Source organism: Rothia sp. HMSC064D08 (genome assembly GCF_001809525.1).
Lineage (GTDB): Bacteria > Actinomycetota > Actinomycetes > Actinomycetales > Micrococcaceae > Rothia > Rothia dentocariosa.
The window spans coordinates 135,495-158,076 of the sequence record NZ_KV797899.1 but is presented as its reverse complement, the minus strand read 5'-3'; the positions used below and the strand labels follow the sequence as shown (position 1 = coordinate 158,076).

21 protein-coding genes are annotated in these 22,582 nt (G+C 53.7%); 8 read left to right on the top strand and 13 right to left on the bottom strand.

Annotated elements, in window-relative coordinates:
- Positions 1 to 3: 3 nt before the first annotated feature.
- From pssD to HMPREF2625_RS06105, 3 genes are all read left to right on the top strand, one after another.
- Complete coding sequence (gene pssD, locus HMPREF2625_RS06115; RefSeq protein WP_048753458.1) at positions 4 to 477, top strand: PssD/Cps14F family polysaccharide biosynthesis glycosyltransferase; 474 nt, start codon at positions 4 to 6, stop codon at positions 475 to 477.
- A gap of 276 nt (positions 478 to 753) precedes the next feature.
- On the top strand, positions 754 to 1,464 hold the full coding sequence (locus HMPREF2625_RS06110) for a glycosyltransferase (RefSeq protein WP_070522981.1): 711 nt from the start codon (positions 754 to 756) through the stop codon (positions 1,462 to 1,464).
- Positions 1,465 to 1,701: 237 nt separating this feature from the next.
- Positions 1,702 to 2,205, top strand: a complete 504-nt coding sequence (locus tag HMPREF2625_RS06105; protein ID WP_004006161.1) for a DUF2505 domain-containing protein — start codon at positions 1,702 to 1,704, stop codon at positions 2,203 to 2,205.
- Positions 2,206 to 2,329: 124 nt separating this feature from the next.
- On the opposite strand, the gene HMPREF2625_RS06100 is transcribed toward HMPREF2625_RS06105, so the two are convergent.
- The 8 genes from HMPREF2625_RS06100 to HMPREF2625_RS06065 all read right to left on the bottom strand — a co-directional run bounded on the left by HMPREF2625_RS06100 (position 2,330) and on the right by HMPREF2625_RS06065 (position 9,544).
- On the bottom strand, positions 2,330 to 2,869 hold the full coding sequence (locus HMPREF2625_RS06100) for an FAD synthase family protein (RefSeq protein WP_048755149.1): 540 nt from the start codon (positions 2,867 to 2,869) through the stop codon (positions 2,330 to 2,332).
- Between the two features lie 210 nt (positions 2,870 to 3,079).
- Positions 3,080 to 4,318: a hypothetical protein gene (locus HMPREF2625_RS06095; protein WP_013398663.1), complete on the bottom strand. Its 1,239-nt coding sequence runs from the start codon at positions 4,316 to 4,318 to the stop codon at positions 3,080 to 3,082.
- 36 nt (positions 4,319 to 4,354) lie between these two features.
- The gene (locus HMPREF2625_RS06090) at positions 4,355 to 4,684 is read right to left on the bottom strand and encodes a hypothetical protein (RefSeq protein WP_070522978.1); all 330 of its coding nucleotides are present in this window, start codon (positions 4,682 to 4,684) and stop codon (positions 4,355 to 4,357) included.
- 106 nt (positions 4,685 to 4,790) lie between these two features.
- Positions 4,791 to 6,110 (bottom strand): hypothetical protein, encoded by a 1,320-nt coding sequence (locus HMPREF2625_RS06085; RefSeq protein WP_070522975.1) that lies wholly within the window; start codon positions 6,108 to 6,110, stop codon positions 4,791 to 4,793.
- A 174-nt stretch (positions 6,111 to 6,284) separates the two neighbouring features.
- Positions 6,285 to 6,752 (bottom strand): Fe-S cluster assembly sulfur transfer protein SufU, encoded by a 468-nt coding sequence (sufU, locus tag HMPREF2625_RS06080; RefSeq protein ID WP_004006138.1) that lies wholly within the window; start codon positions 6,750 to 6,752, stop codon positions 6,285 to 6,287.
- Positions 6,753 to 6,789: 37 nt separating this feature from the next.
- Positions 6,790 to 8,088: an aminotransferase class V-fold PLP-dependent enzyme gene (locus HMPREF2625_RS06075; RefSeq protein WP_070522972.1), complete on the bottom strand. Its 1,299-nt coding sequence runs from the start codon at positions 8,086 to 8,088 to the stop codon at positions 6,790 to 6,792.
- Between the two features lie 300 nt (positions 8,089 to 8,388).
- Positions 8,389 to 8,973 carry an aminoacyl-tRNA hydrolase gene (gene pth / locus HMPREF2625_RS06070; RefSeq protein ID WP_070522969.1) on the bottom strand — a complete coding sequence of 195 codons (585 nt, stop codon included), beginning with the start codon at positions 8,971 to 8,973 and terminating at the stop codon, positions 8,389 to 8,391.
- A 286-nt stretch (positions 8,974 to 9,259) separates the two neighbouring features.
- On the bottom strand, positions 9,260 to 9,544 hold the full coding sequence (locus HMPREF2625_RS06065) for a 50S ribosomal protein L25 (RefSeq protein WP_048778589.1): 285 nt from the start codon (positions 9,542 to 9,544) through the stop codon (positions 9,260 to 9,262).
- A gap of 479 nt (positions 9,545 to 10,023) precedes the next feature.
- On the opposite strand from HMPREF2625_RS06065, the gene HMPREF2625_RS06060 reads away from it, so the two are divergent.
- Complete coding sequence (locus HMPREF2625_RS06060; protein ID WP_070522966.1) at positions 10,024 to 11,499, top strand: aldehyde dehydrogenase family protein; 1,476 nt, start codon at positions 10,024 to 10,026, stop codon at positions 11,497 to 11,499.
- 415 nt (positions 11,500 to 11,914) lie between these two features.
- Here the strand turns inward: HMPREF2625_RS06060 and HMPREF2625_RS06055 are convergent, their stop codons facing one another.
- The 3 genes from HMPREF2625_RS06055 to rfbB are packed head-to-tail and all read right to left on the bottom strand — an operon-like array spanning position 11,915 to position 16,496.
- Positions 11,915 to 14,071: a Tat (twin-arginine translocation) pathway signal sequence gene (locus tag HMPREF2625_RS06055; RefSeq protein WP_070522963.1), complete on the bottom strand. Its 2,157-nt coding sequence runs from the start codon at positions 14,069 to 14,071 to the stop codon at positions 11,915 to 11,917.
- A complete protein-coding gene (rfbD, locus tag HMPREF2625_RS06050) occupies positions 14,061 to 15,497 on the bottom strand; it encodes a dTDP-4-dehydrorhamnose reductase (RefSeq protein ID WP_070522959.1) in 1,437 nt (478 codons plus the stop codon). Before rfbD ends, HMPREF2625_RS06055 begins: the two co-directional genes overlap by 11 nt.
- Positions 15,498 to 16,496, bottom strand: coding sequence for a dTDP-glucose 4,6-dehydratase (gene rfbB / locus HMPREF2625_RS06045; RefSeq protein WP_070522956.1), 999 nt, complete (start codon positions 16,494 to 16,496; stop codon positions 15,498 to 15,500). It lies immediately after the preceding gene.
- Positions 16,497 to 16,569: 73 nt separating this feature from the next.
- On the opposite strand from rfbB, the gene rfbA reads away from it, so the two are divergent.
- The 4 genes from rfbA (at position 16,570) to HMPREF2625_RS06025 (ending at position 20,253) form a co-directional block, all read left to right on the top strand.
- Entirely contained in the window at positions 16,570 to 17,430 is an 861-nt protein-coding gene (gene rfbA, locus HMPREF2625_RS06040; RefSeq protein WP_004006131.1) for a glucose-1-phosphate thymidylyltransferase RfbA, read from the top strand.
- A 68-nt stretch (positions 17,431 to 17,498) separates the two neighbouring features.
- Positions 17,499 to 19,007, top strand: coding sequence for a tyrosine-protein kinase domain-containing protein (locus HMPREF2625_RS06035; RefSeq protein ID WP_070522952.1), 1,509 nt, complete (start codon positions 17,499 to 17,501; stop codon positions 19,005 to 19,007).
- A 101-nt stretch (positions 19,008 to 19,108) separates the two neighbouring features.
- Positions 19,109 to 19,951, top strand: a complete 843-nt coding sequence (locus tag HMPREF2625_RS06030; protein WP_246826711.1) for a nucleotidyltransferase family protein — start codon at positions 19,109 to 19,111, stop codon at positions 19,949 to 19,951.
- Entirely contained in the window at positions 19,951 to 20,253 is a 303-nt protein-coding gene (locus HMPREF2625_RS06025; RefSeq protein WP_013398631.1) for a PqqD family protein, read from the top strand. The genes HMPREF2625_RS06030 and HMPREF2625_RS06025 overlap by 1 nt, the downstream gene beginning before the upstream one ends.
- A gap of 84 nt (positions 20,254 to 20,337) precedes the next feature.
- Here the strand turns inward: HMPREF2625_RS06025 and HMPREF2625_RS06020 are convergent, their stop codons facing one another.
- Together HMPREF2625_RS06020 and HMPREF2625_RS06015 are read right to left on the bottom strand one after the other, a co-directional pair.
- Positions 20,338 to 21,585, bottom strand: coding sequence for a glycosyltransferase (locus tag HMPREF2625_RS06020; protein ID WP_070522948.1), 1,248 nt, complete (start codon positions 21,583 to 21,585; stop codon positions 20,338 to 20,340).
- Positions 21,585 to 22,523 (bottom strand): glycosyltransferase family 2 protein, encoded by a 939-nt coding sequence (locus HMPREF2625_RS06015; RefSeq protein WP_070522945.1) that lies wholly within the window; start codon positions 22,521 to 22,523, stop codon positions 21,585 to 21,587. Before HMPREF2625_RS06015 ends, HMPREF2625_RS06020 begins: the two co-directional genes overlap by 1 nt.
- Positions 22,524 to 22,582 lie beyond the last annotated feature (59 nt).

Genomic DNA, 22,582 nt, shown 5'->3' with positions numbered 1-22,582 from the left:
GCGATGACTAATTCGTCGGATAAGTCCGCAAAGTTACTTCTCGTCTCTAGCAGCGGCGGGCATTTGAAGCATCTGACCGAGACCGCTTCTGCATGGGAAAACTACGAGCGGGTGTGGGTGAGTTTCAAACAGCCCGATGTTCAGGCGGCGCTTGAGAACGAGCGTGTACATTGGGCCTACTACCCTACGACCCGCAATATTAAGAACGCTATTCGGAATTTCTTCTTGGCTCTGAAGGTTATTCCTCAGGAGAAACCGCAGGCCGTAGTTTCTGCGGGGGCTGGGGTTGCGGTTCCGTTCTTCGTAGCGGCGAAGTTATTTCGGGTCAAGACCATGTACATTGAGTGTTATGACCGCCCAACGCTGCCGACGATGACGGGAAAGATGCTCTATATTCTGGCCGATAGCTTTAACGTTCAGAATGAGGAACAGCAGAAGAATTTTCCGGATTCGACGATTCTGCATCCGATTTTCTAGGGCGCAGCACCGCATTATATGCGCGGGCGTGGGATTAATAATTTTCACCGCTTTCATGACCGTGAAGTTTTACTTTAATCCTGCGTCTGCGCGTATATACTTAATACATAACAAACTGATAACAACATCTGCGGGCGAGCATTACCTTCGACTAACCACCGGAGTCAATCGCAGAAACTCTTCCGATTTACCAACCACTCGGGGTTAGCTGGCCTACTTCCACTCTTTAGGCTGACCGATTCCGCACTCACCGATTAGAGTTAGGATCAGACATATATGTCTATTCAGAACGTGCCCCATACTGCAGGGCATAGCATTATTCTCGATCCGGCGAGCTTCACTCTCGCCCAGGCTCCCTCACGTCTTCCGGCGGATACTTATGATCTTGTGGTTTCTCTCGGAACCGACTATCACACCTTTGATCGGCTGCTACGGTGGGTCAAGGCTTATTTGGCGGAGAACCCTCAGGTACGATGCCTCATTCAACACGGCCATACCTCCCCCATTGAAGGGGCAGACAACGTTAAACTTCTGCCCGCAGGCACCCTCAAACGCCTATATGCCAAGGCGCAGGTTGTACTGGTTCAGGGTGGTCCGGGGTCTATTCAGGATGCGCGTGCTACCGGCGCTATCCCCCTCGTTGTACCGCGCCGCGTTGAGTTTGATGAAGTTGTCGATAACCACCAGGTCCCTTTCGTTACCATGATGGAGAAGCAGGGCGGCGCCGTTATCGTTGAGAGCCGCGCAGACCTGTTCGACAAGCTTACTTTAGCCTTTGAAAATCCCTCACTTTTTCATGCGGCACAGCCCTATGTGGCGAACCCAAGTATCGCAGCGGGACAGCTGGCGCAGGGGCTCGATAACCTGCTTTCGGGGAAAACTCGCCGTGCTGAGGGATATATAGCCCGTTTCAAGCAGGCAGCACGTGCTCACGCTGCGGGTAAACAAGAAATGGCTCGAATTAACGCTATTACACCCAGCGAGTAGAATCTAAGTAGCTATCGACGATATAGTGCACATGTATCCGCCGAGTTTTCAGACGTAAGGCTACACCGGAGCATCCGCCACTATATGAGGCAGAAGACCGCACATATACGCGGGTGTTCCACTCAAGTTGTGCAGCCACGAAGGCTGTTACCTGTTAGGTACGAAAGCCTCGGAGCGCTTATCTTCCGGATAGGATGCCCGGGGCTTCGCACGCGCCATGGAAGGAAAAGAGAAAATATGGCAGTTCAAGAGTCCAACGACGTCAACGTATCAGTTGAGCAGATCGCTGCAGCATACGCCAGCGAAGATTTCGCACGCTTTGTATGCAATGAGGTTGGTGTTAATTTCGTCAGCTTCAACCTTGACGGTGACCCCGCCGGTGAGTACACCATCACCACCGAGCGCACCATCCCCGCAGACCGCGTGCCGGATATTGCGAAGAAGTTCGTCTCTAACGGTGTGGGTATGACCCAGACCGATAAGGTGAGCGCACCCGCTGCCGACGGCACCCGCACCGTGAACACCGAGGTTAAGGTTAGCGGTATGCCTGTAAGCGCGCAGGCTACCCAGACCCTCACTCCTGTGAGCGACAGCCAGGCACGTGTGGACGTCAATGGTGAGGTCTCCTGCTCGATTCCGCTGGTGGGCAAGAAGATTGCTGCCGCTGCCGAACCTCAGGTTGGTCGCGTGCTCAAGGTTCTTGGTACCTCGGCTGAGAAGTGGACCGCTCAGCAGGGTTAATTACTGGTCTGCTAGTCTACCTGCTAAAAAGGCTCTTTATTCGAATGAAGCGGCGAAAAACCCGCTTTATTCGAATAAAGAGCCTTTTTATGTTGGGTACTGAATGCTAACGACCGATGGGGCTTTAGGATGCTTCGGCTTCTGCCGCTCCCACGGGGGTCTCTGCTTTAGCGGCGACTACCGCCTCATGATAGGCACGGTCACCAAGAAGTTCGGCGAAGCGACGCATCTCAACACGCAGGTCGTGCTCAGCTTCTAGCAGGTCAACAACTTTGCGGAGCTTGGTGCTTGAGGTGTGCTCCGTATAGGGGAAGTAATGGACGCTCACACCGACCTCTGCGAAACGTTTTTCAAGGGCGAGGCCCTGCGGGGTTCCCTTCCAGTCATCGCCTTTGAAAAAGACGTTAAAGGGCTTCTGGTGCCATGTTTCGATCTTATCGGGGGTGGTTTCGATATAGACTTCGTCCACATAGTCGATATGACTGACGATTGCGGCACGTTCATCAATGGGGATAACGGGACGGCGCCCCTTGGTTTGTTCAAGAACGTCGTCGTGCACGACACCGGCGATAAGGTAGTCGCAGTTTTCCTTCGCCTTGCGCAGGATTTCGAGGTGCCCGTAATGGAACAGGTCGTAGGCGCCGGCGGCGTATCCAATAATCATAAGAAACCCTCTCTTAGGGTACGTGCTTACGGCAGACGCCTGGGGCACATTCACACGGTGACTGCGCGGTTTTATACCGCACGTATAGCACCATCAGTTTACCAGCCGGAACGCTGTTCAGCTTCCGTCTGGATAACCGCAGGAACATGATAGGGACGGCAAAAAGGTGACTTCCCGATGGCTATGTCGAGAAGTCACCTTCTATATGAGCTACCCTTGGGTAAGATCTCCTGCTTGCCAAGCCTGGTGATCCTGCCACGAAAAGCCAGCAATACGCTCGCCATGAGCAAATAGCTCCCATGGATCGTTCACCGCGCCCGCTTGCAGGGTTAAAGTCCACGGGGAACCATCAGAAGCACGCAGTGTTATCACGGGGTTATACCCGTCTTCTGAACCGGAAACCTCAGTGATTACCGTTCCCTGAACTTGCCCCAGACTATCCGGAAAATGATTATCCTGGGGCTGGGGTCCCTTGGGAACAGAGCCCTCTGCTGCGGTAAGAACACCGCTACAGTTAACTTGAAGTGCCCAATCTTTCCCAGATAAAACTGCGCAGGCGTTCTCGCCCATGATCTCCACTGCATCAACGGTTAGCGGGAGGTGTGAACGCATACGTTCAAGTACTGAACGGGTATCCCACCCCGCAGGTGTCTCATCCGATGGTTCCAACGGGGCTGTGCCATCAGAAGGAACATACCCAAAATAGTGGCGTGCCTCGGCAAAACTATGAGGCACAATAAATTTCTTATTCTCTTCTACCTCAAACTCTGGTTTGTACCGATACACCGCCACGCTACGACCCGTGTAGAAGTTCTCATCATACGGGTCAATTCGCATAGCGTGCGCATAATCGATCAGCATATCCGCACTGAGGCGGTCAGGAATACGCGCAACCTTATATGCTTCTTCCTTCTCAAAGTTAATTGGGAGCCCCTCATGAACGAAACGCCACCGAGAGCCCATCTCACGTTTAACCTCAACACATCGTCGAGCCCGTTCCGTGTGAATATCGCCGGGATTATCAGGCTGAAAAAGAACCTCAAACCGGCGACGACCTCGCACATTCACCTGAGAATCAGCATGAGAAGCTATGGGGTACCGATTCGGAACATTTGAGATCAGCACGCCGGTAGTATTCAATAGTCGAGAGGTTGTGTGCACAATAGAATCTACATCGTTACTCGGCACACGATTTGTCAAAACCGAAACCCAATAATTTTCACACTCAGTAAACACAACAGCATCACTGATACGACGCAGCGGCTCAAGGTACGATATCGCCGCAGCTAACCCGCCTGATTCAACAACCTCATACTGCATGCGGTAGCCCAGCTTTTGCTGCCAGTCGATATATGCCTGGGCGATATCCTGCAGGTCCGCATAAATATAGCCAAGTTCGTAGGTAGTGGGCTCATATGCACCGTTAGCTAACGTATAGTGGGGATTCATAACACTCTATTCTGTCTGTTATCGCTACGTAAGAATTTAGGATGCGGAACGGGTAAAGGTCTTCGTTGCAGGATCATCGTATTCCCGCACAGTACGTATTTCTATCCCTCCATGTTCTGGGTCATTAGCAGCTATACGCTGTGCCTTATACTGCGCGAGCTTGCTCTCTTCAGTCAGCCAGAGAACATAGTACCGTTTACCATCAAGCGTGTACTGCAACTCAGGATGGTTATACCCTACTTGGTAGCCGTAAGCACTCTGCTGAGGGGCATTAACAAGAATATCCTCAGCACCCTGATAATGTAATTGCTCGATGGTGCGTTGTAAGTCATCATTCTGGCTGGTAACGGGGCTTATGAGTACCATGTATTTATTCCTTCGTCATGGGGCGGGGGATGTAATGATCTACATTAGCGATAGTATCGGATAGAGTTTGCAGGTGTACGAGTTCTCGTCACCAATATTTAGACTTTTACCTTCCGGTCTGCTGGCAGCGTGCTTCTTTCCATGCTTCGTGAGCCTGCCAACTGGGGCCTTCGATAATCTGTTCCCGATTTTGTATGACACCCCACGGAGCATTTTCATCTTCGCTCAGGATGTGAATTACCCAGTCCTCACCATGAATATCGCGAACGGTAATAAGCGGATCATAGGCATCTGGTGTATCCGCTTCAACGGCAATTATCATGCCGCCTTGGAGAGCTTTAATAGGCTCTTGCTGATTCCTCGGAAACCCTTCCAGATGATCTTTCTCTCGCGCCGGAGCGATACGCCAGTCACAATCCACATAGAGCTTAAAGGAAGAATTATCTTTATTACCCGTGAAAGAGAAATTCAAATCTCCTACGCTAACTTGTTCAACCGGTAATGGCAACAATGCCTGTAGCTCACTCAGACGTAGAGAATCAGCCTGATATTCATCTAAAGGCTCGAATTCATCAGATTTTTTAGATTCATTCTTCTGGATATCATCAAGATGTGGTTTCGATGAGTCTTCATCATCACCATAGCTATCGTAAAGATGATCAAGTTTATATTCTTTGCGCGCTTGGGCAAAAGTTAAAGGTTTTAAGAATTTTGGATCATCGTGATGCCAAGACGCTTCTACATCACATATAAGGGCGGGTCCAGTATAGAAACTTGGATTATACGGGTCAATCCCTAGATGCTGTGCATACTGTAACATTAGCTCTGGAGAAAAACGGTCAGCTACTTTCCGATTCTCATAGACATTCGTATCCTCGAAGCTGAAAGGTGGTTGACCAGCTGCCTGGAAATACCATTTCCGAAGCCCTTGCCGAGTTAAATGTATGATACGACGCCCGGTCTTACCGCACAGTTTTTCTCCAGATCCATTATAATAACCAAAAAATATATCTCCATATGATTCCCTATAGTTATCAAGATCTTTATAATTCTTCGGTGGATAAATATTGGGAATATACCTTATTAGAACACCATCAAGAAAATATTTTTTCTCCATGTTCCACATGATAGTTGTATAGTCTTGCATTTTTGGACTATTCCTTAACATGACAGTCCATCCGTTCTTACATTGAACAAAAACAATCTTAGTTTCAGCAAATTGCAAAGGCAAGAGTGTCTCAAATAAATTATCCTCCAAAATATGAACTTCTTTACATTTTAAATTCCTAGGACTTTCGATATTCGATGCCCAATTTTTGTAACAATCAGCAACATATTGGTAATTTCCCTTGAAGAAGGCTAAGTCATAAGTGACAGGCTCATACCGACCACCAGCTAGACGATAACGGTTAACATCCTCAGTCATGGTAATCTATCCATTCTCATATTGGTCTTCTAGCAGAAGGTTTATCTTTAACGTTACCTTCAGTGTATCGATTTAGTTCATAGAAAAACGGCCCTTCGGTCATGAGGACCGGAGAGCCGCTCGATGGGTGAAGCTATGTTTTAGGGTCAGCGCAGCAGCCAACCATAGGTGCGTCTATTTCGTGCTTGCCTCGCGGGCTGCCTCTTCGACTGCCACCCACGAGAGCATCGCACATTTGACGCGGGCCATAAACTTTGAGACCCCAGAAAATGCCGCCATATCGCCGTATTCTTCCTCATCCAGGGTAATCTGACCGCGCGAGCGCAACATCTCGCGGAACGCATCTACATGGTTCTGCAGCTCCCCCACGGTCATACCCGGTGCCATCTCGGAAAGCACCGATGCCGCCGCCATCGAAATGGAACAGCCGTCGCCTTCCCACGAGACCGATTCGACGACCTTTTCGCCGTCTTTCTGCTCATCAGAAAGCACGAGGCGCAGGTTGATTTCGTCTCCGCAGGTGGGGTTGTACTGGTGGTTGTCGGCGCTGGCGTGCCCGGCGGGTACCTCCACCAGATGTTCGCCGGTGCGCTGCTTTGAGTGTTCCAGAATAATGTCTTGGTAGAGCGATTCTAGGGACATGAATTATCCAATCCTGTGTATATGAGTAACGGCTTCTTTACAGCCCGAAGTAGGGGCGTACCTCGGCGAGCGCAGCAAGGAACGCATCTACATCTTCGGTGGTGTTGTAGATGTATGCGGAGGCGCGGGTCGAGGCCGTCAGCCCGGCGCCGCGGTGCAGCGGCTGGGCGCAGTGGTGACCTACGCGCACGGCGATACCTTTCGTATCGAGCAGCTGCCCAGCGTCGTGCGGGTGAACCCCGTCGATACCGAGGGAGACGAGCCCGGCGCGTTTGTTCGGGTCGCTGGGTCCTAGCAGGCGCACACCCTCAATGTTCTGCACCCCGGCCACGAGCCGCGCACCGAGTTCTTGTTCCCAGGCATGTACGTTGTCCATGCCGAGGTGCTGCAGGTAGCGTACTGCCTCGGCGAAGGCAACTGCTTGGGAGACGCGCTGGGTTCCCGCTTCAAATTTGATGGGGGCGGGCATATAGTCGGCGTCTTGGAGTTCGACGCGGGTGATCATAGAGCCGCCGGTGAGGAATGGGGGCAGGGCACCAAGAAGTTCGGCGCGACCGTAGAGCGCGCCGATGCCGGTGGGGGCGAGCATTTTGTGCCCAGAGAACGCGGCGAAATCGACACCGAGTGCGGGGAAGTCTACCGGCATGTGGGGTACGGATTGGCAGGCGTCCAGGACGGTGAGGGCACCGACTTTTTGGGCGAGTGAGACGAAGCGCGGCACATCCGCAATGGCGCCAGTGACATTGGAGACGTGGGTGAAAGCGAGGATGCGGGTTTTCTCGGTGACGAGTTCGGCGGCGGCTTCGTAGTCGATCTGTCCGTCGTCGGTGGCGGGGATGTGTTTGAGGGTTGCGCCGGTGCGTTGGGCTAGAATCTGCCAGGGTATGAGGTTGGCGTGGTGTTCGATTTCGGTGGTGAGAATTTCGTCGCCGGGGTTCAGGGCAAAACGGTGGGCTTTTTCGCCGCCGAGTCCTTGGGAGGCGTTGCCTATTGAGTAGGCGACAAGGTTGAGCGCTTCGGTAGCGTTGGAAGTCCAGACGATGTTTTCGTCGCGGGCTCCTACGAAGGCGGCAACGGTGGTGCGAGCCTGTTCGAAGAGTTCGGTGGCTTCAACGGCAAGGGTGTGCGCGCCGCGGTGTACCGCAGAGTTTGCGTGCAGGTAGAAGTTGCGTTCAGCATCAAGAACTTGGAGTGGTTTTTGGCTGGTGGCGCCGGAATCGAGGTAAACGAGCGGGTTGCCATTGACGACGGTGTTGAGAATAGGGAAGTCTGCGCGCAACGCTCGCACGGTGTCATCGTTGAGCGGCGTGTTGGCGGGGACTGAGTATTCTGCCACGGTTGTTCCTTTTCTCTTGACCGGTTTCAGGCACGCCGCATGGCGTCGAGACCCCTGCTGCTGGCACGTTAGGTCGGGGCTGTACGCCCGGGCTTAGTGTCTGTGGGGCTATAACGTCATGCTTTTCTAGCTTATTCCTTGGCGCGGGCAAAACCTAGTTAGGTGTGTGCAACAGCCTAGGAAATCTGCCTAACCATAGCTACGGGCGTAACGGGGCGTCACGTTTGCTGCTGGGCTTATCCGACAGATGTAAAGGCACCAGATTGTGCGGTTTGTCGAGTACCCGTGCCCTGCGCATATTTAGGATGCACTGTGAAAGCGCTGCTGCGCCGCCGTCAGCCCGTCGGTGATAAGCATGGCGACCGCATCAACAGAGTTGTCGATCAGGAACGGCAGGTCTTTGACTTCGGCTGCCGTGAAAGGTTTGAGCACGTAGTCGGCGGTGTTCATGCGCCCGGGTGGACGACCGATACCAGCGCGCACACGGTAATAATCTTTGGTGCCTAGCGCCTTGGTAATATCGCGCAGGCCGTTGTGACCGCCTTCTCCCCCACCAATTTTGAGTTTGATGGTGTCGAAGGGAATATCAAGCTCATCGTGCACCACGATTATGTGGTCGGGGTCGATGCCATAGAATTTTGCGACCGCAGATACGGGCCCGCCCGAGGTATTCATGTACCCGAGGGATTTCATGAGTACGACCTTGGAACCGCCTATGCCTAAGCGGCCTTCGACAACTACGGCGGATGCTTTGGAATGCTTCTTGAAGGTGCTGCCCATTTCGTGGGCGATTTTATCGAGCACCATCTGCCCGATGTTATGGCGGGTTTTCGCGTATTGCGGTCCGGGGTTGCCCAGGCCTACGATGAGCCACGCATCAGACATGTTCTCGTGTACCTTCCTGCGGGTTATAGGGTGAGAAATAAAAAATGCTCGGTAGAGATTACTCGGTAAACCGGATAAAACTATGGGCGGATTAGGCGGTTACTGGTCGGCTATCTCGCACCTGAGCCAAACAGTAAAGATGAGTGTACGCCGTAAGTTGGCGGGGAATATGGAAGCGGCTCGCACCCGCCAGAAGCAGATACGAGCCGTACCGTTGCCGAAAAACCTCTAAAACAGGTTCCGTCGTAAACGTTGATGCGCCGCGCGCTCCTTCGTCTACCTAACCTTAGTCGACGAACAGCAGGTCGATGTGCTGCAGTTCGGGGCGGATCGGGTGACGCTGAATATCCTGCACGCGAGTCTTGAACTGCTCACCATCAACCTCGATCACCAGAACAACGTCCTTGTTACGAACAGCCATGGTGGTCGCGTGGCCGGGGAGGATCACGTGCTTAGGCTCTTTGCCATTGCCGTAGATAACGGCGGGGATATCACCAACAGCGCGGATGCGGCGTGCATAGCCCTTACCGAAATCGGTGCGGGGCTCAGCAGCAATTTTAATTTCAGACATGGTAATCTCCATTCTTTAATCATGGGTAATGCGCCAAGAGAATAATGGCGCAAATCATGGGATTCCATGCGCCACCTCGTCGATAACGGCAGAATCTGCCCTCGCCTTGGCTAACACTATATTCTTACAGATTTTCCAGATACGAGCAAGGATAGTTTTTCCTAGGTCCAGGCTCGCACCCCAACATCAAGTACTGCTGAGGATCCCCAGATGCTCGGCGAGCGCATCGCGGTGATCGCAAGGCCGTCTGAAAAATTAAAATGTATTAACAAACCGCCCTCGTCCCCATACATATTCAAGATGTGACTTGACTGCGTTTTACAAAATTACATATTTGGAATTTCGAGAACACTCTCATTTTTAGAGTTTGAACTGAAAGAGAAAAAATACTACCCTGTTTTCAAATGACGTTGAATAAACGACTAAAACCCAATAAAAACAACTAAAGCCCAATAAAGACAACTTAAGGAGACAGCATCATGGCAAAAGATTTGAATGTGTTCGATAAAGAGTACGGTCTTTTGATTAACGGCGCGTGGACGAGCCCCGGCACGCTTTTGGATTCCTACAATCCCGCCAACGGCGAAACACTGGCAAAATTTACCGACGCGTCCGACGCCGATGTCGATACCGCCGTCGCCGCCGCACAGGAAGCGTTCAAAACATGGCGCAAGACCACCACAACCGAACGCGCCGCCATACTCAACAAAATCGCCGATGTAATTGACGAAAACTTGGAATTGTTCGCCTTGCAGGAAACGCTGGACAACGGCAAACCCATCCGCGAAACCCGCGCCGCCGACATCCCGCTGGCTTCCGACCATTTCCGTTATTTCGCCAGCGTCATCCGCGGCGAAGAAGGCACCGCAACCCAGCTCGACTCCGAAGACCTGTCCATCGTATTGCGCGAACCTATCGGCGTCGTCGGTCAGATTATTCCGTGGAACTTCCCCTTCCTGATGGCGGCTTGGAAAATCGCACCCGCGCTCGCCGCAGGCTGTACCATTGTCATCCACCCGTCTTCCAGCACTTCGCTGAGCCTGTTGTCGCTCGCTCAAAAAATTAACCACCTGCTGCCTAAAGGCGTGCTGAACATCATTACCGGACGCGGTTCAAAATCCGGCGAATACATGCTGCACCACAAAGGCTTCAACAAACTCGCCTTCACCGGCTCAACCGAAATCGGCCGCCGCATCGGCATCGCTGCCGCCGAAATGCTCATTCCCTCTACCTTGGAGCTGGGCGGCAAATCCGCCAACATCTTCTTTGACGACATGCCGTTCGACAAAGCCCTCGAAGGCGCACAAAAAGGCATTTTGTTCAACCAAGGCCAAGTGTGCTCCGCCGGCTCGCGCATCTTCGTACAAGAAGGCATTTACGACAAATTCGTCAACGCCTTGGCAGAAGAGTTCAAAAAAATCAAAGTCGGACTGCCTTGGGAAGACGATACCCAAATGGGTTCGCAAGTCAACGCCGGCCAGCTTGAAACCATTTTGAAATATGTCAAAATCGGTGAGCAGGAAGGCTGCCGCATTATCACCGGCGGCAAAAAACTCGAAGGTGAATTGGACAAAGGCGAATTTGTTGAGCCGACCTTGATTGAGGCTGACAACAACAACGCCCGCGTTGCCCAAGAAGAAATCTTCGGACCGGTTGCTACCGTGATTAAATTCAAAACCGAAGAAGAAGTCGTCAAAATGGCCAACGACAGCGAATACGGCTTGGGCGGCGCAGTTTGGAGCAAAGACATCAACCGCTGCCTGCGCGTCTCCAACGCACTGGAAACCGGTCGTGTCTGGGTGAACTGCTACAACCGCCTGCCCGCAGGCGCACCGTTCGGCGGCTACAAAACTTCAGGCATCGGCCGCGAAACCCACAAAATGATGCTCGCCGCCTACACGCAGGTGAAAAACATCTACATTTCCACCCGCGAAGAACGCGAGGGGTTATATTAATTGCCTGCTGAACGCTGATTGATAGAGAGAAGAGGTCGTCTGAAAATCCGGAGTCGATTGAACTGCCCCCCCATCTTGGACACTCATAAAAACCTCTTCAGGCGCTCTGCATAAGCTGGGTTCTGTATGCAACAGAACCCAGCTTTTTCAATTTCAAACTGCAGCGCTCCCGCAGTCCCCCTGCGCTACATGCTTTGAACCATAAAATGGTCGGAAAGTAAGTTCCTATACCCCGGCGTACGATATAGTACGCCTTGGTCGGAGTGCAGCATCGTTCCTTTGCCGGCAGGCTTTGTGCAGCATTTTCATCACCATATCGCTGTTGGCCCTGCGGCTCACGACGTAGGCGACGATTTCGCGGTTGAGCAGGCCCACTACCGGTGAGAGGTACAGTTTACCGTCACATTGACCAACACTATATTCTTACAGAATTTCCAGATTTGAGGCGGGTGCGCAAGGAATCCCAAGGATTTCGCCTTTGCTCCCCTGCGCTTGCCGCGCGCCGCTTTACCGGCAGCGCCGCCGAGGCGAGCATCAAAAGCACACAAACCCAGAAGATGACCTGCAGCTGATTCTTATAGGGTGCATCATAGGTCAAATTCACCTCATATGTTCCTGCTGGCAGAACCGTCTTGATGTATCGCCCCGGTCCGGCAGACAGCGCCATCGCGTGGCATTTCTGGGTGTTTTCAGCGTCGCAAAGTTTACCCGTCCAGCCGGTGTAATACGATTCGTTCAGGGCGACTTCGGTTTGATGCTCAACCTCAACCCGGTACGATATCTTGCCGAACCTGCTGTACGAGAGTGGGGTGTACTCTAACCCTGCACAGTGACCTTCCTTGAGGCATGCATCGGAAAGATCCGCGAAAGAGCCGCCCGAAAGCGGCACCACGGCACCGGCAGCGGCATAGAACCGAATAAAGTCATTGCCCTTTTCGCCTTTGAACGCTTCATGCTGTTCGCGCAGTGCCGAGCTCCCTTGAACATTGGCGTATCCGCTCAGGGAATCGGTGCAGGTGAAGGCGCCTCCCAGGGCAATATTATCGTGGTCCCAATCTTTGACGGGCTGATCGGAAACGCGACGTTCAGGGCGACGCGTATAGTTCTGCTCGCACGCCTGGTTTTGGTGCATAAGCTGCGAAATCTCAGCCCCATAGTGCCCGACCTCAAGCCGTTCACGCGCCGAAGCCCACGTGCTTGTCACCGAGTAGGCGAAATTCAGCCCGGAGGCTACCGACAAGCAAAGCAGCAGGATGCCCAAGGTTCGGGCTGAACTCTGCCGCGCAAACCGCCATAAACCGTGCGTATAGTTCGTTACAACAACCGCTGTTAGGGCAAAAAGTACCACCGGCACGAGCATCAGCACAAGGCGAGGAACGCTTAGATTCCACGACAGCGATAGGCCGAAAATCACGATGGCGGCAGCAACAATCGAGCATCCCGCCAGGACGCGACGGCGCGACACGTTGCCCTCAAAAAGCCGTTTAAGCCCCAGGCTGCCCAAAATAATCATGGTGAGCGGCACGAAGTTTTTGAAATCGTTAATCCAGAAACGGCTCAGGCTCATACCCGGAATATTCCACAGAAGCTTAGGGGCGAAGGTCGCCAGCCCCAACAGCAGAATTGACAGCCCGCCCAGCAGATAGAGCGGCAGGTTACGCCGTGAACGCCACGGCACGAAGGTGAGGGCGAGCAGAAGCGGAATCACGATAAAGAAGGGGCGCATCGCAATATCCGAGCTCATGGCCGGGTTATCGTACGGGTAAATGAGTGAGGCCAGGTTCGGGAAAGTCAGGTGAATGCGCTGCGGGCTCCAGTCGCGCTGCCCGGTTCCCGACAGTAGCGCCGGAACATATTTGACGACGCTCAACGGTACCGCAATGAGGATGCTGACGATGACACGCCATATCCAGGCGCGGCTTCGAGAGACGATTATCCACCCGATACCCCACCCACCAATGCATACGGCGGCGGCGATAAGCTGCCCCGGGTATATACCGACGAAACTCTGCCACAGGATTAAGACCGCAAGCGGAATCCCGTAGCGTTTATGCCACGCCCATAACGGGGAAATGACGAGCAGGACCCAGGGCCAGTAGGCGGCGGCACGGTGAAAATCCAAGAATTGGGCGTTTGCAAAGATTGCCGGAGCGAAGAATTGCCCCACGAGGGCGATCAGCGAAACAAGGTGGCGCCCGGTCAGCTGACGGACCAACAGGTACATGCCCACCGCGCCAAGACCCGCGAGCACCGCCGACGTGATAGACGATACCGTAGGACTCCACGGCGAAATACCGTTTGCGATGCCCTGCGGTAGCACATACGATCCGCCCTGAATATTGCTCCCGGCGGGGCGGCCCATCCAAGTGTAGGCAACCCAGTCGGGCGGGTTGAAAATCCCGCCGTTATTCCACCAATAGTAAGAATCTGAGAGGTAGTGGGCATTCGCATCGCCGTTAACCACCGTCAGACGCATGAAGTATGACCAGTAGGTAATGACCTCAAGTGCGATTACAAGGAGTGCAACCTGTATGCCCTGACGCGCGAGAAGATCACGGATTTTAGTCTTCACGTGTCCCGCCTAGCTGGTGCAGATACTCGGCGAGCGCATCGCGGTGATCGCGCGGGGTGAACCCGGCAGCAATAAGTTTTGAAAGATCCAGGGCAGAGTTGGCGGGGCGCGGGGCGAAGACCTGGGCGTCAGCGAAGTATTCCTCAGTGGTGGTGTTGCTTACTCGGGCGGCATCGTGACCGGTTCCGGTGTAGACGGCTCGGGCTAGGTCTGCCCAGGTGATAACCTCGCCGCTATTTGACACATGGTAGGTGCCATAGGGTGCGCCGGTAAACAGCAGATGCAGTGCCGCCCCCGCCAAGTCTTGGGTGAAGGTGGGGCGCCCCCACTGATCCGCCACAACGGCAGGATTCACGCCGCGTTCGGCCAGCGATGCCATAGTCGCCACAAAATTTTTGCCCTCGCCAACCACCCAGCTGGTGCGCAGCAGGTAGTGTTTGCGCCACGCGGTCGCGGCGCTCTCCCCCGCCGCTTTGGAGGCCCCATAAACGCTCAGCGGTGAGATGGGATGCTCCACCGAGTATTCCTGCCCTACCGGCAGAGTTCCGTCGAAGACATAGTCGGTGGAAACGTGCACGAGAGGAAGATTCGCTTCTTCGCAGACGCTCGCTAGGGCGGCGACTCCGTGAGCGTTGGCGGCCCAGGCTTCGCGGCGTCCCTCGGGGGTTTCGGCGTTATCCACTGCGGTGTAGGCGGCGGCATTGATAACCGCACGGTATGACCGCCAGCGGAAGGCTTTTCGCCATTTTTCGGGGGTTCCAAGGTCGAGCCGGTCACGATCCACCGCCTCGAAAGGGATGTTCTGTGCGGTCAGCTGGCGAACGAGTTCACGCCCGAGCTGCCCGCTTGCACCCACAATCAGAAGAGGGTCGGGGGTAAGCGGGGTGATCTCATGTAAGCGCGGATGTTTGCGGTCCTTCTCGGAAAGCTCAGCCTGCGCCAGGTCGATAGGCCATTCGATGGCGGCGCTTTCGTCCGCGAGGTTCAGGAAGCTGTATGCGGTCAGAGCATCCGCCGACCAGTGGTCGTTCACCAGATAGGTGTAGGCGGTGTTTTCCTCCAGGGTTTGGAAGGCGTTGCCAACCCCGCGCGGAACGAAGATAGCGGTGTCGGGGCCGAGTTCGACGGTCACGACCCGTCCGAAGCTCTCCCCCGCACGCAAATCTACCCAGGCGCCGAAAATTCGGCCGCTCGCCACCGAAACGTATTTATCCCAGGGTTCGGCGTGAATACCGCGTGTGGTACCCACCGAGGTGTTAAAAGAAATATTATTCTGCACCGGGTCAAAATCGGGCAGGCCGGCGGCACGCATTTTCTCACGCTGCCAGTTTTCCTTAAACCAGCCGCGATTATCGCCGTGCACGGGCAGATCGATGACGAGCAGCCCCGGTATATCGGTTGCCCTTACGTTCAACTCTTTCGTCATTTACTGCCCCGCCTTCGCGTATTTAGCCTCAACTTCTGCCTTGAGCGGTTCCCACCAGGAACGGTTATCCGTGTACCACGCGATGGTATCGGCAAGACCCGCTTCAAAGTCGGTGAACTGCGGTTCCCACCCGAGTTCTTCGCGCAGACGGGTGCCGTCAATGGCATACCGCATATCGTGCCCGGGCCGGTCTATCACATGTTCAAAGTCGTTCTCGTCTTTACCCATGAGGCGAAGAATAGTGCGCAGCACGGTAATGTTATTCTCCTCGCCGTCTGCACCGATAAGGTAGGTCTCACCAATTTTCCCGGATTCAAGGATGCGCAACACCGCCGAAGAATGATCGGATGCGTGAATCCAGTCGCGCACGTTCAGACCCTCGCCGTAGAGCTTAGGGGTCAGCCCCGAGAGGATATTCGTAATCTGCCGGGGAATAAATTTTTCGATGTGCTGATACGGCCCGTAGTTATTCGAGCAGTTCGAGATGGTCGCCCCAATCCCGAAAGAACGCACCCAGGCGCGCACCAGCAGATCCGAACCTGCCTTGGTGGAAGAATACGGGGATGACGGGTTATAGGGCGTAGTTTCGGTGAACTTTGCGGGGTCCTCCAGCGCCAAATCACCGAAGACTTCATCGGTCGAGATGTGGTGATAGCGGGTTCCGTGCCTGCGTACCGCCTCCAGCAGGGTAAACGTGCCGACTAAGTTGGTGTGAATAAAAGGTTCTGGGTTCGCCAGGGAGTTATCGTTATGGGATTCTGCGGCGTAATGGATGACTGCATCCGCCTGCGCTACGAGCTCGTCAGTGAGTTCACGGTCTGCAATATCGCCAACCATAAGGTTAAATCTGGTGCCGTCAAGACCATCAAGCGAAGTTTTATTGGCGGCATAGGTCATTTTATCGAGTACTGTAACAGTGTGTTCAGTATTATCCAATAGATAATGAACAAAGTTAGAGCCAATGAATCCGGCACCGCCGGTAACGAGTAAGTGAGACATACTTTAGATTTTAGCGGTCAAAACCGAGTAATTTATACACAGGTTACGAGAGAAACATGACACAATAGATATTATGAAGGGAATTATTCTTGCCGGTGGTACCGGCAGTCGTTTACACCCCATCACTCAGGGTATTAGTAAACAACTCACTCCGGTTTACGATAAACCAATGATTTATTATCCGCTTTCCACTCTTATGCTGGCGGGAATTCGTGACATTCTTATTATCACAACCCCCGAAGATCAAGAACAATTTAGACGTCTTTTAGGGGATGGAACTCGTTTTGGTGTACATTTCGACTATAAAGTGCAACCTTCACCTGATGGTTTAGCCCAAGCATTTATTTTAGGTGCAGATTTCATAGGCGATAATCCCGTTGCACTCGTTCTAGGTGATAATATTTTCTATGGTCCCGGTTTAGGAACCCAGCTTGGAAAATATGAGCAAAAAGACGGTGCAACCGTTTTTGCTTACCAAGTTGCAGACCCGCGCGCCTACGGGGTAGTGGAGTTCGACGAAAATTTTCACGCCGTCTCCATTGAAGAAAAACCGCAGGTACCGAAAAGCGATTATGCTATTCCGGGACTATATTTCTATGACAAACATGTTGTGGAATATGCGCAAAACATTAAACCTTCTCAGCGTGGTGAACTAGAAATTACCGACCTCAATCGTGTATATCTAAAACAGGGTAAACTAAAGGTTGAGGTACTGCCTCGAGGTACAGCATGGCTTGATACCGGCACCTTCGATTCACTCGCAGATGCCAGCAACTTTATTCGCACCGTCCAAAAACGTCAGGGACTTTCTATTGGATGCCCTGAAGAAATTGCATGGCGCGCAGGTTGGTTAAGCAATGATGATCTTCACAGTATCGCCACCAAATTCGCCAAAAGCGGTTATGGGGACTATCTGATGCACCTGCTCAAATAGTCACAAAAAACTCACTACCCCGCACGGGGTTCACCACTCAAACTCAACACTCTGGAGCAAATTCAGAAATGACAATTTTAGATTTTGTGCGCACCACAAGAGCCAATCTCTTGTTGCTCATTGCTGGTATCGTGATCGGTGCCATCGCAGGGCTCGGCTATTCCCTGCTGCAGCCTAAAGTTTATGCCGCCAGCGCCTCCGGGTACGTGACCGTCGGTCAGAGTGGCACTATTGACGTACTATCCGGCTCAAACGCCGCAAAAGAACGTGCCCGCTCATACTCGGCAATCGTTTCATCAGAAGCCGTCGCCAAGATCATTCAGGAACAGAACTCTGACCTAAGCATCGGGACGATTCGCGGCAGCCTGAGCGCAACTACCGAAGAAAACAGCTCACTCATTAAGGTGCGGGCGACCGCTTCTAGCCCTGAGCAGGCACGGGTTTTGGCGAATTCGGCGCTTCACGCCACCGCTCAGTACATCGAAAATATTGAGAAGAACGGTTCGGGGAACAACAGTACCGCTACCCCCACGCCTGCTGGGGAGGAAAACCAAGAAAGCGCTCAGAACAAGGTTTCTTCAACCAACCCGTCCGATACCACCAATACCCTGATTCGTGTGATCCCGCTGGATAACGCCAGCGTGAACCCGCCTCTCGTATCGCCCAACTACATGCAGAACGGCCTCATCGGTGCCGGTGCCGGGCTGGTGCTCGTGTACCTGGCGATCTTCCTGCGCCGTTCCGTGGACCAGCGCATCCGCACTCGTGACGATGCCATTAAGGCGACAAACAGCAATATTCTGGGTGTGCTGCCCGTCAGCGATGATCTGGCGGAAGAAAACATCGTGCATGCCAGCAACGATGACCATATTGCCCACGAATCTATCCGTCAGCTGCGCACGAATCTGCGCTTTGTGAATATCGATAACCCGCCGAGCTCCTTCATTGTGACCTCCGCAGTTCCTGGCGAGGGTAAGTCTACGGTCTCGCTGGCGGTGGCGCGCTCTATGGCAAGCTCGGGGCAGCCGGTCATCCTGATCGACGCCGACCTGCGCCGTCCCACCGTCGCGAAGAAACTGCACATTAACGCCAAAATTGGTTTGACGCAGGTTCTTGCCGGTCAGGTTGATATTGCTGAGGCCGTGCACCAGGTAGAGGATTCCAAGCTCTTTGTGCTTCCCGCCGGGCGTATTCCCCCGAACCCTTCCGAATTGTTGGGTTCCGACAAGATGCGCCAGCTTATCGAAGAGCTCTCCAAGGAATTCCTGGTGATCGTGGATGCTCCCCCGCTGCTGCCGGTGACCGACGCATCGCTGCTCTCCTACGCCGTGGACGGTGTGATTATGGTCGGTACCGTGGGCAAGAGCCACCGCGAGCAGATGACCGAGGCTGTTGCCGTGCTGGAGCGTGTGAATTCACACCTCTTCGGCGTGGTACTCAATAAGGCTCCGCGTAAGGGCTTGGGCAATTCCTACTATGGATTTGGTTACGCCAATAGTTATGTAGGTTATGCCAGCTACTACGGTTATTCCAAGGATGGTAAAAAGAAAGTTTCTTCCGGCGCGCACGGGGCTTAAGAAAATTTCTGAATCAGATTCTTGAGTATAAGGGCGGGAAAATAGGTGGACTATTTTTCCCGCCCTTATATTCAAAGGTTTTCGTTGTGTGAAAGGATATCGTGCACACTACACCACAGCACAAACCTGGTACGCCGCTCAAGGCGCGTATTATGCTGGCGCACGCCTACTTTCAAAGGCTCGCGGATCTTCACGGAATAGATATTTTACATATCAAAGGATATGCGTTTAATTCCGAAATTTTTAAACCTGATAGACATAGCACCGATGCAGATCTTTTAGTACGGCCTTCTCATGTAGATACTTTTGTTCACATACTTTTAGCTGATGGCTGGAGTATTCAGGCGCATTTTGACACCGGATCCGTTTTTGAACATGCAATGACGCTTTATCACGAATCTTGGGGTCTCACCGATATTCACCGTTTCTTTCCGGGGCTCGGAAAAGATCCCGAACGTGTTTTTCAGCAGCTCTGGGCGGCACACATGCAGCGCGAGATAGCGCACCGTTCCTGTGCCGTGCCTTCAGTACTCGATTCCCGGCTGATTGTGGTGCTGCACCGCGCTAGGGCTAGTTCCGCCTATAACCCGGATCTTGAGTATCTGCGCGATATTCTCGACTCCTACGACTGGGCTAAACTGCGCGAACGTGCTGCCGAATTGGATTCTTCTCTCGCCTACTCCGCCGCAATGGGTGGCTTAGAGGCGTACCGTCACGAACGTGACTACCTGCTGTGGAAGTCGGTTTCCACGCGGGTGCCGAGCTATATTCAATGGGTGGGCAGGTTGCGGTCGGCGCGTGGATTCGCTGAGAAAATGCGCACGCTCAAGAATATTTTTATGGTCAATCAGGATCATTTGGCGATGGAACTGGGGCATAAACCCACGCGCGCCGAAATTCGCACTAGGTTCTTTGAGCGTTTTGGGTTGGGAGGCGGCTCCTGATGAGTACTACTACCGCGCCGGTGAGGTACCGCATCCCAGAGTATGTTGCCTTCGTACACGCCGAAGAAATTTCCGAATACGCTTCCGTCACGACATATCTTGCCGACACACGGACCGCGCAGGTTTCGGTTTTGGAGGGGTCAGCATCCATTATTTGGGGTATTTTTGAGGAGCCGTTTTCCCTGCCCGAGGCCCTTGAGCTGATCGCCGAGCTTACCGAGCAGAACCCCGAGGATATTCGCGGGGAGGTTGAGGATTTTGTGCATCAGCTAGTCGAAGACGAACTGCTGGAAGCCGTCTAACCCGCCCTACCCCACTATACGAAGAGCCTTGAGAGTAAAGATATTTACTCTCAAGGCTCTTCATATAGCCCCGGCGAACCGAGTCTACGCGCCCGAGGACGAGGATGCGGTAAGTTCATCAACCGCCTGGCGGATTTCGTCGATAAAACGTTCTTCGCTAAAACGCGCGATGTAGTTCTTAATCGCCTGCTTATCCCACTCTTCGGGGTTGAACTTCCGTATTGCCGCCTCAATCTGTTCCGAGGTCGGCTGTTCAATAAACACGCCGTTGAGGCCTTCGCGGATGGTATCGAGGTACCCGCCCGCGCGGTATGCGATCACCGGTTTTCCACTGGCACCAGCCTCCAGCGGAGTAATCCCGAAGTCCTCATGAGATACCGCAAGAAGTGCCAGACAATGCCGGTAGGCAGAACACAGCTGCTCATCGGAAATCCCGGAAATAATGCGCACATTGGGCCCCGAGAGTTTGAGGAGCTTATCTTTTTCGGGGCCATGCCCGATAATCAACAGCTTCTTACCCGCTCGATTGCACGCCTTAATCGCCTCATCCACGTTCTTATAGGACATCAGGCGCGACACCAGCAGAAAGTAGTCTCCCGCAGCCGTGAATTCCTGCAGACCCGCGATCGGTTCTTCCACGCGGGTTGCACCCCCGGAGTAAGGCGGGAAAATAATGGGTACGTCTTTGCCGTACACCCGCGAAATACGTTCCTGAATGGCGGTCGAGTTCGCCACGTAATGTTCCGACCGCGCCGCCGCGCGCTGATCCCAGAACCGCAGCAGCGGGTTTATCACCCGTAACCCCACCCCAATCACACTGTTCTTTTTCTCGTCGCCCAGGTATTGGTCGCGCAGGTACAGCCAACGCGCCGGGGAATGGCAGTACACCAGTTTCTCGCCGGTGAATTTGAACCCGTGCGCCCATCCCGTGGTCGAAACCACCGCAACGTGCGCCGGAACTTTCAGGCAGGATGCGGTCAGCGGCAGTAGCGGCAGCGCCAGCCGGTGGTAGCGCCGCAGCAAGCCCACCCGATTGAGCGGACTGGTGATGATAGTCGCATTCTCAAACTCGGGGAAAGTACCTTCAGGATTGTAGAGGGTCGTGTAGATAGGGGCCTCAGGGAACGCCCGGTGCAGGGCCAGAACAACCCGCTCCGCCCCACCGCGCTGCGTCAAATAGTCGTGAGCGATAGCGAGCCGAGGGGCGGTGGCAGAACCCGTATCTGCCGAACCTGCAGGCTGAGATTCCGCCGATGTCGGGAATTTTTTCGAGGCCAAAGAACGAATGTGAGCGGATGCGCCGCGCCAGGATTGTGCTACTCGATTCAGCATTAGAACACCTTCCGTGCGCGCTGCGGGTACTTCACGCCTGCGTAGGATGCCGCCTCCACCTGCAGCGCCACCAGCTTCTCAGCGATCTTTGCGGGAAGTTTCAGCAGTACCGCATCGAGAGTATTGCCTATCCGCCGGATATTTGCCTCGGTACTGACCACCGCGAGAGCCTTCACCGCGGCGCCCCAGAGCCCGGCAGGGTTGGGAGCCGCATGCTCATCTTCGCCGTGTTTACGCACGAAAATGGTGCGCGCACTGCCCGCGTGCAGGGCGCGGAGAGCTCGCACGGCGGTCGTGGTCGCCTCGGCATAATGCTTCGTTTCAACCGCATCGGAAATTATGATTTTCCCGCCGGCATCAGCGATCATCTTACCCAGATCGACGTCTTCCCAGCCGTAAAGACGATAGGCGGGATCGAAGCCGCCGATAGTTCGGTACAGCTCTGCCGAGACGGACGAGTTTCCATTCCAATAGTGCCAACGCTCGGATTCGGGTGTGCGCAAAGCCGCTTCCTTAAACTTTGCATCGCGGTAGGTTCCGTACACCTGAGAGTAAGCGGTCTTGGGGAAAATATTGTTCAGGGTGCCGATCACCCCGTCATAGTCGCGGTGTAAGCGAAGGTGGTTCGCCACATAGTCGGGACCGGGTTCCAGGTCGTCGTCGCAGCGAATCAAAATATCCGCATCCGCCGCATTATGCCCGGCATTGAGAGCCGCCACACGCCCAAGATTTTCGGGGAACACAATCTTCGTGAGGTTCAAAGTTCCGCGGGCGATATAGTCGTCAACAACTTTTTCGCTCTGGTCGATGTCACCATCGAGGACAACGATAACTTGAAAGTCTCGTTCCGTCTGAGCAGAAAGCGCGTCTAAGGGATAGTGTAAAACCCCTGCTCCACCCCGCGACGGGATGATGACGGCTGCTTGATAGTGAGCCATAAACTGTCCTGTAGTTGTGAGAGTGAGTATTTGGCGGGAACAAGCGTGGGCATAGCGAA